The following is a 13,373-nucleotide window of genomic DNA, read 5'->3' on the forward strand; positions in this document are numbered from 1 at the left end:
CGTCGGCTTGGTGGGCCGTTACCCCGCCAACTACCTAATGCCGCGCGTGCCCGTCTCGTGCCATTACTTTTAAAATTTTGGTCATGCGACCAAAAAGTCCCATGGGATGTTAGTCCACGTTTCCGCGGGTTATCTCCCGGCACGAGGTTGGTTGCACACGTGTTACTCACCCGTGCGCCGGTCGCCATCAAGGTATTGCTACCTCATGCTGCCCCTCGACTTGCATGTGTTAAGCCTGTCGCTAGCGTTCATCCTGAGCCAGGATCAAACTCTTCATTGTAAAATATTATTCAGAAATTTATATCTGGCAGGGTCATGTGTATGAATCCCGACATCGCGTCGGTCGATTCACGCTCGCTACGTTGTTTCTTTTTCACGTCAATATTGTTAAAGAACTCTTCTTTTTCTCGTCTTCACTGCCGCCATTTCTAGTGGCGAAAGCGGATGCAAAGATAAATCGTTTTTCCCTTCCCTTCCAAATCTTTTCCAAAGTTTTTTTCAAACTTTTTTCGAGCGGGATCGTTAATAATAAATTCCACCCCTCGATTTACCTCTTCAAACATCTCGAGAACTCCGCTAAAACCGCCACTCGACATCTTCTATCACTCGCGCCCCTTTCGGTTTTGCGGGTGCAAAGATAATAGCAGAAAATCACCTTTTCCAAATTTTTTACCACCTTTTTTTGAACTTTTTTACAAGACACTAGAAAACAAATATTTAAAAATAACACGACACGCCCCAAAAAACCTCAAAGTATCGACATGGATTAATACTCCCGTTCCAGCCAACGGGACAAAAACACGTCATAAACCCGATAAACAATCCCCTTCTTATCCACTGATTCCAGCAACAATTCTTTATCAACCAATGCTTTCACTAATCTTCGGGCATTTGCCGGAGTTCCAATATTGTATTTCCCGACAAAACCTTGCGCGGAAATTTGCCTCACCTCCCGCTCTTTAGCCACGGCTATCAAAAAATTCCATTGTATAGGTGTCAACAATTGACGATATTGTAGAAAAGCGGGCTCGTTACGTTCCAACAAATCAGAACAAGCCATCCTCACGTGTTCCGCGGTTACGGGAAATTCATCCATGGCAAACACCCGATTACACAAACTCTGCGTGTAAAAGGTATGTACATTACTCCAATCCAATATTTCATAAACGGCTTCCCGTTCAATCTCCTTGCCATAGTTTTCAAACAAATGAATTATAAAGGAGGCATACACTTCCCGATCTATTTTATCCACGGTCAAATACTGTGTACTGGCAAAAAAGGGTCTATTCGCGCTCGAGAACATTTCCAGCATAAGAGTTCTCCGACTACCACTAAAAATAAAACGGATATTGTTGAGTTGCTGCATGCAAGTCCGTAGCAAGGCTTCCATGTTCTTCTCCGGGTATTCCGCTATCTGCTGAAATTCATCAATAGCCAAAACTATCGGCACGTTTTGCATGTCCAAAAAATCCAAAAGCCCCTTCAACGTGTTTTCTCTCTCTTGTGGCGTATGGTACACAATTTGCACTTGAGGCTCGCCCGTCAACGCATCATACCCGATCAAGGGACGCAACCCTTTCAAAAAATGCATAAACCGTTTCCCGATACTTGTCTTTTCAGGAAATTTCAATAAAATAGCTTCAGCCAACATGCGAATAAAATCTTCCAACCCCCGGGAAGCGTATATATCCACGTACACGCTCTCTCCCCATTTTTTTTCTTTCAAATAATCAAAGAAACGTAATATCAATCCCGTTTTTCCAATACGCCGGGGAGATATTAACGTGGTATCTATTCCATTAGATACATTTTCGTATAACACCTCAAGCTCCTTTTCCCGGTTACAAAACAGCTCTTTTGTCAGGTACCCCTTTACCAAAAATGGATTCTTTACTCCTTTCATACCGATTTCATTTTTGACAAAGGTATGAAAAATATCTTTTCACTATCTGTTTTAGACTATCTATTTTAGATAATCTAAAACAGATAGTCTAAAATATCTCATCAATTTAGGATTCCCCTATCGTCAAGGCTCTACTATCCGAGGCTTGTCGCCCGTTTTTCGACGTGGCGAAGCAATACGCCTTCACGTTCTCGTTATTCCAGTCCTCCGGTAACGCGTAAGTCGTGCTACCACTTTCGCCTCGATCCCGCAAGGTGACTAGCCTCGTCCGCTCCAGCTCCGTCTCGTAAAGCACCCCGTACACCTTATCATCCTGCAAGGCGAATCCATCTTCCTCCTCTTGCATCTCCTGCTCGAAGACGTATTTCTGGCTCTCCGCGTTATACGCGACCGCCACCTTGGGCGGGTAAAGCATCCCCGCCGCCACCTTCAACAAGTCAAAATCTACCGTTCCCGCGTGTTTCTCGTCCACGATAACCGCTCCCATGTTTCGCGCCACGAACGCGTTCGAGGTCGTCCCGTGCCCGATACCCGCGAACCCTTTCCGGATCACGGGTATCATCCTTTGTGACAAGGACACGAGGGCTTTCATCCTCGCCCGCTGGTCAAGGATCTCCGGCGTCGGGTTATCCTTGCGGGAAAACACCTTCGCCTTGGCGATATTCTTTCTTCTCGTGTAACACAACGTGATGTTACCCACCGATCTTTTCGCTTTTCCTAACAAATAAGAATTAAATTCTGCCATGATAATTGAAAATTAAAAGTTGAAAATTGAAAATTAAAGATTTGAAATTAGCGATTGTATGTTTAAGTACCCGATCTCCCGGAGCGCCCCTTCCAACGCCGGTCCCGGGTCGATCTTTCGGGGAGTGATATCGGAATGGCACAGGACATGGGCTATCGAATACTCCCTTGCCAACATCCGGCACACGTCACGCAAGGTGCGCACTTGCCTGTCCGTGTACTTGTGCCAGTAGCTGATTTTTCCGCCCGAGTCATCCGCGTAAACGTCCGAAGGCATCACCTCCACGCCACACTCGGCGAAGAAACGCATCCCGTCGCGCCGCAATCGCCCGAGATTATCGAGTTCCACGCCGATCGAGAAATGATTGAACTCCACCCGTCCCCGGTAAAAACTCCGCCCGGCATGCCACGCCTCAATATTGAACGGGACGAGTTGAATGATCTCCCCGGCACGCCCGATCACGAGATGAGCGGATGCCGCCACGTCCGGACGACAAAGATAAAACGCGGAGGATAAAACACTTCTGCCCGCCGTGTAATGCAGAACAATCGTGTCCGGCTTTTCGAGTGCCCGGGTATTCTTCGAGCAAGTCAGGTGAACCGCCTGGCAGTCCACTAGACGATGATTTAAAATATCCATGATAAAAAATTAAAATTATTTCCTGACCATCAATTTCAAAATCGTTCCCGCGACCTTTTCGCCGCTCCTTCCCACCACGTAGCCGCCCAAACCGATTTCCAGCAAATCCCAGAAGCGAGAAGTTTCCGCCAGGATCGGCAGGCTGGTAAACGTTCCGGCGAGAATAATCACGGCAAACGTCAACATCACGAGCGGTCGCCACGAGCGTTGCAGCCAGTTGCCCCGGGCTTCCTCCCCGATCACGGCAGCCTGCCCTTCCAGGCGTTGCCGCTCGCTCTCGGCGATGAGCCGGAGCAAATCCGTTTCCAATCTCTTTTTCTCCCGTGACGGGAGCGTCAGGCGGTCCACCACCTTCCCGATGGCTCCCGCGATACCCGTTACCGGTTTCACCCCCTCGCTCATACCAATAAATGTTGAGAGTCCGAGAACGCGGAAAACGAGGGCGACACGAAAAAGCAATACACGTGTACCGGCACCCCTTTTTTCCGGTGCAACGCGAAAGTCGCCGTCCTATCCCCCCGCGTGGTTTGCACCTCCTCGACCACCTCCGGCGAGAAAGCGCGGTCGTCATGCAACAGCACGACCATCAAGCGGTCATCCTGGTCCAGGTACGCACTATCGACCGACTCCGCCCAACGAAGGGTAACCCGATCCCGCTCGTCCACGGAAGCCGACAAATCGTACTCTCCGTCCCGGTTCCCCGTCGACAAGCGTAGCCCCTCGTAATCGACGATTTTTCCCCGGTGGTCGAACATCCTCAAATTCACCCTCATGAACAGGGCAAAACCCGTGAGTTTCACGTTTCTCCCTGAACGTTGCCACACCTTTTCCAGGGGCGTTTCCTTCAATCGCTGGTAAAATCGGACAGCCACCCGGAAGCGGTTGCGGACCGCCTGCTGCTTCTCCGTGTTCGGGTTTTTCACCGCCGCCGGCATTGACCGGGCGTAAGTCTTGCCGTTCCGCTCGCTAAAAATCGTGTTGCCTATTCGCCCCTTAACCTTGAAAATACTGCATACTTCTGCCATCACCCTACATTTTTAAGTGAATAAATTGTTTTTACCCGCTTCCCGCCGCGGTCAGCCCGGCAAAAGGGAAGGATGGAGCCTCTCCACGGGAACACGATTTCGATAACAACCCTACCACAATTGTCCCGCCAGGTGTTATCCAGCCGACGTGTAAGTGTTGTACTGGAGTTATAGCCCGTCCTCACCCTTTTCTCGACCCGCTTTCGCCTTGTTCTTCCCGGGAAGCCCTCTCGCTCCCGAACCGTTTCAAATAATAAATCCATATCGTTTAATTTTGATTACACGACAAAAGTAAACTAGTATAACCCTCAATACAACTATTTTATCCCGTTCGCCGCATCAACTGATCCATTGCCTCTTTCAACTGACCGAACGCTTCATTTGCGACAAGCAAATTTCGCCGCCATGAAAATAACCGCCGCAAAAAAACGCTTGTGTTTACATTCGAGAAATATCTCAAATTATGATCCATTCCTTCTTTTAAAAAACAATTTTCATTCTACTATGTTCGAAGTCATTTTCCTTAAAGATGAATATTACTACAGATACGGATTCAGATACAATCTAGAACGTATCGTTGGTGAGTTGTAATCAGCACGTTATCTTAGTCTACCATATCGAGGTGTGTCGCACCACACCTCCTTCCGTCACTTGTGCAAGCCCTTCACGCTTCCCAAGAAATCGAAACAGGCGAGAAAACGCTCCCGGTAAGGTTGCCCCAGCGGGATTTCCAGTTTGCCGATATAAATCGTGTTTCCCCGTAGACGGTCCACGTGCTCCAGGTTAATCATGTGACCACGGTGTACTCGCTTAAAACGATCCCCAGGAAGCGTGTTTTCAAACGTCTGCAACGGATTCGCCACGAGTATTTTAGAATGATCGAGCAAGTGGATGCAACAATAATTACGGCTGGCTTCCAGCCACGTGATTTCCGAATAAAAAATCCTACAATAGGCATCTTTATCCCAAACGAAAATCCGATCTTTTTTAAAATCCATTATCCCGCAGTATTTTTCACGGTTGATGCGTTCCTCGTCCCCGGGAGGAGTCTTTTTCCATGATTATCAAGTACTAGGTGCCATAAAATGCTTATTCCGGAAAGTCTATCGTTTATAGAAAGAATCAATCATAAAAAGAGGGTGACGTAATCTCGAAAGCACGCGAACGAGAGTCACATCACCCGACCTTTTCAAATATTAAAATTCACTTTATCGTAAAAACTCCTTTCTATAATAAAATTTTATTTATCCCTCACGATATAAACTAAAACATCTTCAACAACCTAGCGACCACCCTCGTTATCAGACAAACGAAAACGATAATCCTTCCAACAGAATTTTATTCTCGAACTAGTTTATAAATAAAGAATAATAAGCCAAATCGAAAATTCGTGAATCAGATTTAGTCCTTCACAATAATCGTCATTGCATCTTGTATCACTTTACTGTAACCAGGATTCGTCACTCGAACAGAAACCTTATACGTACCGGGTTGAGCTTGATTTTTCAATGGGTACTGCATAATTCCACCTCCACGAATGGTCAACTCGTCTTTTACAATTTTTGCGGCAGCTTCTCCCAGTTCGGGTGCAGTCACGTTTTCTACGCTATAATGAATTTGCGCAGTCCCGAGTACACCCTCTATCGCCAAACTTACCCACGGCGCATCTTCTCGGATTCGCACGGCATCATTCACGGGATCCAGAGTTTTGTAAACATACAACGTGTCTGGCGTATACGAAGCCTCATCGACTTCCAAATAACCTTCCGTTATATCCTGACACCCCGTGATGCAAACGAACAATATTCCTATCAGTAATAACAAATCTTTTGTTTTCATCATTCTTTCTTCTTTAATTATTACTTCTTTATCAATGTCTCTCCTCTTTTCAACCAATCATCAATGGTAAACTTATACTCTAACGCATGAACCACACAACCGTTGGGTTCTATATTACCGGAAGCGATTTCCATTTTATTTTGATTAATCACATCCAACATTTTGATATAAATTGATTTGGCACCCATGTATGGCACTCCGTTGTAATTCGCAGCAACCGTATAGATCCAACATTCAGTCCCAGCCAACGTCGTGTATCGATCTCCCCCTTCTCCCACGATCACGTAGCCCGTGGTATGCTCCCCAGCTTTAAAATCATCCATATAATATTTTTTGCCTATCATGCAGCGTAACAAAAGAGTACGACACATATTCGGGTCCAAATCCGTCACCTGTGCTTTTTTTTGCTCCATTAAATAACGGCGAATCGAATGATTTGTGGGACCAAAGAACGTCAAGCCCTCGTATTTATGACCATCCAATTCGTTATTTTCGAACAGCGAAGTCAATTCCGCATGACGCACCATTACCACTGTAGAATCCCAATCGTACGAGTGTTTCATCATATATTCCAAAAGACTACAATCATGTCGACCATCGCTCACACCCGTGGCGATGAAATTATCTTTCGTACACCCCATTACTAGCCCCACGCAAGTCAGCATGGCTATCAGCGTATAAAAATTTCGTTTCATAATTATTGTTTTCTTCTATTCCAATAAACATTTTGTCTCATCAACTCATTGCTTTCAAAAGCCATACGCCCCACTTGTAAATAAAGCGCACCATCATCAATATCTTTGTCTGTCAAGTAACTAAATGCCTGGGGAAGTTCCTTCCGCACATAATCACGACCGTTACGCACCACATCAAGATAACGATGATCCTCAAACATTAATTCTTTCTCTCGTTCCCGGAAGATGGCCAATCGCAAATCCTTATCCAACCCTTTTTCCACATCATCGGCACAAGGGTAATTAAATTGGGAGTTTCCATAAGCCCTCTCCCGAATACAATTCAAATCAGCAATTGCCCCAGAAGATCTAGCATCTTGACGGGCACGCACTTCCGCACGAAGCAAATAAATATCTGCCAAACGCCAAACCACCTTATTTTGATCCCATGATCTAAATTGTATTCCAGACGTAGAATATTTATATTCTTCAAAATACGGGTAACGAATTTTTGACACGAATGCATGTTTAAGTTCATCTGCCCCGTAACGGGCATTTTCCACTATTGAATCACCCTCTTCCAACAAAACCGGTTTATCAACACTCGCATGAGCAGTTCCATCCCACTTTTTACAAATAATTTTGTCATCTACTTTTTGCGTGTAAACCGGGGTTGTCTTCAGTGTAGCTTTGTTATAAACGATATAGATAGAATCCGCAGTTACGCCCCAGAACCAAGCATCCCGTCTTTTATCTTCCGGACGAAACATTTTTCGAACGGTAGATTTATATATCTTAACCGAATAGTCCCACGAATCATCCACTGGCATATCCTCTCGTACAGGAAATTTCACGAAATCAGCCCCGACATACACGTTGCCAGCACTATTCATTGTAGAAGTTTCCTTGGGAGTTCGATACATTTCGTAAATGCTTTCAGGATCATCTCGATGCATCACGTTTAGAGCCACTGCTTCCGGATCAGCTGCCAACGTATAGTATCCAGCTTTTCCATCAATAATCATCGTACAATATTTCTCAGCTTCCGCCCAATACTCCGGACGGTTCTCGATTTCAGCCCGCCAGGCATAGATGTGTGCCAATAATGCGGCAGCAGCCCCTTTACTCGCATATTGCTTCAGAGTACGTGCTTCTCCATTACCATCTTTCAATTCTGAAAATACCGGCAAATCCAACGCCTTCAACGCACATTCCGTAGTATATTCCAACACTTCAGGAATCGAACTCTTCCCTTTCGCTTCCGTGTCAGAGGTACTTTTAATAATTGGACATTCCCCCCACCTTTGTGCTATTCTAAAATACACATACGCTTTGGCAAAATACGCCTGTAACAAATAGGGAACAGCATCCACCGTCTCCGGGAAACGATGAATATTGTCTATTATCACATTCGCATTCTTGATAATATCATACAAACCTTTCCAGTTCGTGGGATTATCATCTACTTCTAATTGACGAGCATCATCCACCCATTGATCTTGAACCGTATCCACGATCCATCCCGCATAAGCAAACGTACTACCACATCCTACGGTTCTTATGTCATTCATAACGGTATTCAATAATGCTTCAGCATCTTTCACCGTGTTGAAATAACTTTTGAAAGTTATATCATTCTCCGGCTCCACAGTGATAAAATCAGAACATCCCGAGAACATCAATGCCCCGGCGAACAAGAGTCCATTTATGATATGTTTTATATTCATGAAATTATAATTTTAAAGTTATACCAAATGTCCATTTTCTCGGCAGTGGATAAGCTTGTCCCGTGTCTTGTCCCGTGTACACATCCACCACCTCGGGATTCAAGCCTGAATAATTACTCAAATAAAAAAGATTTTCCCCTGTCACGAATAGGCGCGCTCCCGAAAACTTCCACCTACCCGTAAACCATTTCTTCGGGAAATCGTATCCCAACGTGATTTGTTTCAAACTAACATGATTCACTTTCTCTATAGCCGAACGTACGTTAATGTTATATTCGGTTCCTAAGCGCGGGTAATTGGGGTTCTCACTTTGCCCATAAAAGCGAATGTCCCGATAATCCAAATACAACGTTCCTCCCGACGAAAGCGTAGCTCTATTTTGATTGACGATATGGCGACCAAGCGTGTAATTGAATAAAATATTCAAATCCAAATTTTTCCAACGTATTTCATTTACCCAACCTCCATATACCAAAGGCAGCGGGGAAGCCGCAGGATAGCGATCCTTTAATGCATAGTTAATATTTCCATCGCTATCCAGATCTCTCAATTTCTGCGTACCCACCAAACCGCTGACACCTTTATTGGTGGAGATTCCTCCCAAATACGTCTTTTCTCCCGTGGTTTTGTAATAGGTAGGCACCTCATTCTCCGAGGTATAGTAACCATCATCATCATACACGTAGATTTGATACAATGATTGACCAATCACTAATTGTGCCTTATCCCGATTATCATACGATTTCTCGAAACGGTTCCAGTTTCGGGAAGCGTTCAACTTCGTCCGCCAAGTTACAGCGGTATTGCGCAAAGCCTCATAGGTCAATTCTAATTCGAGACCTTCATTACTTACCTCCATTGCATTCTGTATGTACTCCAAATAACCATACATATCTCCCGGAGCCGGAACAGCATAAATCAAAGAAGATGAATATTTATAATAGTAATCCAATTTCATTTGAACACGCGATTCTAACAGATCGATATCCAACCCCAAATCGTATTGTTTTGATTTCTCCCAGGTCAGATCGGGACTGATTCCATCGGCAGCAGCCATCCCGGCATTCCCATTGAAATTTACTCCATCTGCATTGGTCAATAAACCATAAGCTAAATACTCGTTACCGAAAATCTGACCAGAAGTTCCGTACGAGACACGCACCTTACCGCGATTCATCCAATGACCGATCCAATTCTTGATAAAAGATTCTTCCGCAAAATTCCACCCCACGGCAATAGAGGGAAAATTCGCCCACTTATTATTCTCTCCAAAGGTAGAAGACCCATCACGACGAAACGTAAACTCTAAAAGATAACGATAATTGTAGTTATAGCCCAAACGACAAAAGAAACTTATTAAAGTTTTCTCTTTAAAAGAAGAATCATAATTACGTAACGAATGTACATTCGGGTTATTGGCATTTCCGTAATCTACGGTCTCCGGATTACTTTTTGAATTATAATAATAAATATTATCCGTAGCCATACCCTTACCCCAACCACTAATGTCGAATGTTTGATTCTTCATTGCGTTGAATCCTAGTAAAAGGTCTAAATTATGACGTTCATTAAATGACTTTTTGTAATTCATCAACTCTTCCGTGCTCAAAGCCACTGAACGACTTATCATTCCGGAGGATTGATTCTCTCCCGTGAGCGAACTTAAATAACTTGGGGTAAACTGATTCATGTTACTTTGCGCATAATCCACGTTGGCATTTGCCGAGAAAGTCAATCCCTTAAGCGGTTCGTAACGAAGCGTAAGACCTGCCATCAAACGATAGTCATCAGACCGCGTCACCGTTCCGTTCATCATTTCCAACCATTTATCTCCCACAATCCCTTCTGCCGATTCTAACGTGGATTGCCCTCTCGGATTGACCGTCATACCTTCATAACGACCATTATGCATTCCATTTACATTCACACTTCTATCCATATAGGCCAAATAAACTCGAGAATCCACTTGTAACTCCTCGATCGGCTTCACCGTCATGTTGGAAATCAAATTCACTCGAGAGTAATTACTATTCAACATGATACCCTTTTCTTTGTAAAATCCAGCTCCTACCATATACTGAAATTTCTGGTTTCCCCCGGAAGCCTGAATGTTTGCATTTAACACTTTTCCCGTACGGAAAGCATAATTCCACCAATTTGTACAGTTATTATAAAAGGGATTTAAACTATCTTGTAAAGGTTTTTCAATATTTATGTAGTCCTCTCCAGATTTCCAGAATGCATCATACGTTCCATATTTTTGGAAAGCATCTTCATCTGTATATGACGTGGGAATATAATAATTGTAATTATAAGTACCAGGAATTCGTTCAGAATATCTGCTAACCTGATTTCGTTTAAAAATTATAGCCATCCAACGCTCCATACGCCCTCCTGTTTGCACGGAAGTTTCCATCAAATCCGAAATAGTATAAGAAACATTAGCCGCAAAAGAAGAGGTTCCCTCTTTACCTTTTTTCGTGGTAATCAGTATCACTCCGTTGCCGGCTCGCGACCCGTAAATAGAAGCGGCTGCCGCATCTTTCAATACCTCCACAGACTCGATCATACTCGGATCCAAATCAGCCAATGCATTCGATCCTGTCACGGGAGATACGAAGGAGAACATAGGCACCCCGTCCACCACGTACAACGGTTGACCATTATTCCCGGCAGCATCCGTTACTTTACCGTCTGCCAAATCAGTGAACAACGAGTTATATCCCCGAATAGCCACCATTGCCGCACTCCCCGGAGCCCCGGACTGGTTCACGATGTTCACCCCAGCCAATCGTCCTTGCAACATACTCACGATACTAGCAGCCGGCAATTCCTTCATTTCCTCTGCTTTCACTGAAGATATGGCTGAAATCATTTCCCGCTTATTCTGTGTACCGTACGCACGTACCACGACCTCATCCAAATCCGAAACGTCTTCCTCCATAACGATTCGGAGAGTATCTGTCTTTTCAGTAAATTCCACTTGTTCTTTCTTGAAACCGATAAAAGAAAATTCCAACGCTCCCTTCTGCAAAGGCAAGTCCATGACAAACCATCCCTTAGCATTCGTAGACGTTCCCACTGCGACCCCCACAACCTTCACGGTTACTCCCGGCATGGGCTGCTTTGCCATATCATACACGAATCCTTTCACTCTCACCGACTTTTTCTCCGGCTCATTCCCCTTCATTGGCTTAATAATGACCACTCCATCCAAAATTTCATAACCATATCCATTACCCTTCAACACTTTATCCAGTATTTCCGGCAATGTGGCTTGTTTCATTTTCACCGATACCCGATCGGAAGCAGACACGCTTTTATCTAAATAAAAGAATTGCAATCCTGTCTGATCTTGCAGATAATCAATTACCTTCACGAGAAGTTCGTTATCGAAGGCGACATTCAATTTCTGCTCTTGCGAGAAAGCGGTTGCATTCACCGTCTGAACGCAACATAGTAAAATGAATAATTTCAATTTCATAATCAACAAAATTTTTCGCCATTTCCCCCGCGGGGAAAAGACATAGTCTTGCTTTTTTTTCATACCTTTGTTTAAATTTTAAATTCGACATTCATCTGTTAGCAGCAGATGGTTGACTACACGAGAGGAATTTAGCAGATTCCTCTTGTTTTTTTATATACTTATCACGACCAACCGGTCACGTATTGTAAATTTGACATCACTACTCTTTTCCAGTACCTCCAGTACGGTACGGAAATCACTATAGCGAGGCAGATTTCCCTTGAAGAGCATCTCTTTCGCCTCCGCGTTCTGGTAGAAGACCGTGATATTGTACCAACGGGCTAACTTGCCCATGATCTGTTCCAGCGTTTGCCCGTTAAACACGAACAATCCGTCTTTCCAGGCAATCTCTTTCCGCACATCCACTTCACGCACAACCGCTTCGCCGTCCGACACGTTCAAGCACACCTGCTCCCCCGGACGCAATACCCGGTTCACACCCGTTTGCTTATCCTCCACGAGTACCCGTCCCCGGACAAGAGTGGCGTAATTCACACTTTCCCCCGCGTAGGCACAGACATTAAAAGCGGTTCCCAGCACCCGCACACTTTGTTCCCGGGTTTCCACGAAAAAAGGTTTCGCCGTATCTCTCGCCACATCGAAATACGCCTCGCCTTCCAGGTAAACCCGGCGTTCCTTCCCGGCAAACACCGCCGGGTATTTCAATCTTGACTCTGCGTTCAACCAGACATGGGTCCCGTCCTCCAGAATAACATCGTATTCCCCACCACGGGGAACGACCAGTTCGTTGTAAACGATCTTGTCTTCCCTGGTTTGTTGCCGAGATTCGTAAATTACCCCATCCCCCTCTTTCCGCACGGACACCCCGGCTAGTTCCACGATATCACGCACGACCACGGTATCCAAAACGATCTCGCTTTTATCCGCCAGTATCAACCGGGCCTTGTTGCTCCCGGGGACGATGGAATCCGCTTTCACAAGTGGCAGGATCTCGGCCGACGGAGTTTTACTCATCCACAAAGACCCGATTGCCAACGGGAATACAACCGCCGCACACGCCGCTATCCGCCGCCACGCCCGTAACCGCCTTTCCCGTTGCCGCAAAGGTTTCACGAGCCGATCGTACCCCTTCTTTTTATCCACCGCCTCCATCCGCTTCAATACATGGATAGCCTCGTCCAATTTCGCTTGTTCCACTCCCGGAACCACAATATCATGTTCGTCTTTTTCCATATGTTTTTCATCTTTTACATGTATAAAACAGTTCAACATGGAAATACACGTAATCTAATTTGGGAAAAAAATTCAAAAATCTTTTATATCTTTGTTTAGGT

13 protein-coding genes and 1 rRNA gene are annotated in these 13,373 nt (G+C 44.9%); all 14 read right to left on the bottom strand.

Features of this window, described 5'->3' with window-relative positions:
* Positions 1–280, bottom strand: a 16S ribosomal RNA gene (locus tag A3CY_RS0111990); the annotation flags it as partial.
* A 486-nt stretch (positions 281–766) separates the two neighbouring features.
* On the bottom strand, positions 767–1,903 hold the full coding sequence (locus tag A3CY_RS0112000) for an AAA family ATPase (RefSeq protein WP_018338169.1): 1,137 nt from the start codon (positions 1,901–1,903) through the stop codon (positions 767–769).
* A 106-nt stretch (positions 1,904–2,009) separates the two neighbouring features.
* The gene (locus tag A3CY_RS0112005) at positions 2,010–2,648 is read right to left on the bottom strand and encodes a DUF6266 family protein (RefSeq protein WP_018338170.1); all 639 of its coding nucleotides are present in this window, start codon (positions 2,646–2,648) and stop codon (positions 2,010–2,012) included.
* A 33-nt stretch (positions 2,649–2,681) separates the two neighbouring features.
* Positions 2,682–3,287, bottom strand: a complete 606-nt coding sequence (locus tag A3CY_RS0112010) for an N-acetylmuramoyl-L-alanine amidase (protein ID WP_018338171.1) — start codon at positions 3,285–3,287, stop codon at positions 2,682–2,684.
* Between the two features lie 15 nt (positions 3,288–3,302).
* On the bottom strand, positions 3,303–3,689 hold the full coding sequence (locus tag A3CY_RS0112015; RefSeq protein WP_018338172.1) for a 3TM-type holin: 387 nt from the start codon (positions 3,687–3,689) through the stop codon (positions 3,303–3,305).
* On the bottom strand, positions 3,686–4,312 hold the full coding sequence (locus A3CY_RS0112020; RefSeq protein WP_018338173.1) for a DUF6266 family protein: 627 nt from the start codon (positions 4,310–4,312) through the stop codon (positions 3,686–3,688). The genes A3CY_RS0112015 and A3CY_RS0112020 overlap by 4 nt, the downstream gene beginning before the upstream one ends.
* Positions 4,312–4,575 carry a hypothetical protein gene (locus A3CY_RS20945; RefSeq protein WP_018338174.1) on the bottom strand — a complete coding sequence of 88 codons (264 nt, stop codon included), beginning with the start codon at positions 4,573–4,575 and terminating at the stop codon, positions 4,312–4,314. The genes A3CY_RS0112020 and A3CY_RS20945 overlap by 1 nt, the downstream gene beginning before the upstream one ends.
* Positions 4,576–4,634: 59 nt before the next feature.
* Positions 4,635–4,784 (bottom strand): hypothetical protein, encoded by a 150-nt coding sequence (locus A3CY_RS22970; protein ID WP_018338175.1) that lies wholly within the window; start codon positions 4,782–4,784, stop codon positions 4,635–4,637.
* A 175-nt stretch (positions 4,785–4,959) separates the two neighbouring features.
* Complete coding sequence (locus A3CY_RS20950) at positions 4,960–5,310, bottom strand: LytR/AlgR family response regulator transcription factor (RefSeq protein ID WP_018338176.1); 351 nt, start codon at positions 5,308–5,310, stop codon at positions 4,960–4,962.
* Positions 5,311–5,713: 403 nt separating this feature from the next.
* The gene (locus A3CY_RS0112035) at positions 5,714–6,154 is read right to left on the bottom strand and encodes a hypothetical protein (protein ID WP_018338177.1); all 441 of its coding nucleotides are present in this window, start codon (positions 6,152–6,154) and stop codon (positions 5,714–5,716) included.
* A 17-nt stretch (positions 6,155–6,171) separates the two neighbouring features.
* Positions 6,172–6,846 (bottom strand): fasciclin domain-containing protein, encoded by a 675-nt coding sequence (locus A3CY_RS20955; RefSeq protein ID WP_018338178.1) that lies wholly within the window; start codon positions 6,844–6,846, stop codon positions 6,172–6,174.
* Between the two features lie 2 nt (positions 6,847–6,848).
* Positions 6,849–8,552 (bottom strand): RagB/SusD family nutrient uptake outer membrane protein, encoded by a 1,704-nt coding sequence (locus tag A3CY_RS0112045; protein ID WP_018338179.1) that lies wholly within the window; start codon positions 8,550–8,552, stop codon positions 6,849–6,851.
* Positions 8,553–8,556: 4 nt separating this feature from the next.
* Positions 8,557–12,036, bottom strand: coding sequence for a SusC/RagA family TonB-linked outer membrane protein (locus A3CY_RS0112050; protein WP_240388155.1), 3,480 nt, complete (start codon positions 12,034–12,036; stop codon positions 8,557–8,559).
* 153 nt (positions 12,037–12,189) lie between these two features.
* The gene (locus A3CY_RS20960) at positions 12,190–13,272 is read right to left on the bottom strand and encodes a FecR family protein (protein WP_018338181.1); all 1,083 of its coding nucleotides are present in this window, start codon (positions 13,270–13,272) and stop codon (positions 12,190–12,192) included.
* Positions 13,273–13,373: the final 101 nt, after the last annotated feature.

The sequence above is a fragment of the Butyricimonas synergistica DSM 23225 genome (assembly GCF_000379665.1).
Lineage (GTDB): Bacteria > Bacteroidota > Bacteroidia > Bacteroidales > Marinifilaceae > Butyricimonas > Butyricimonas synergistica.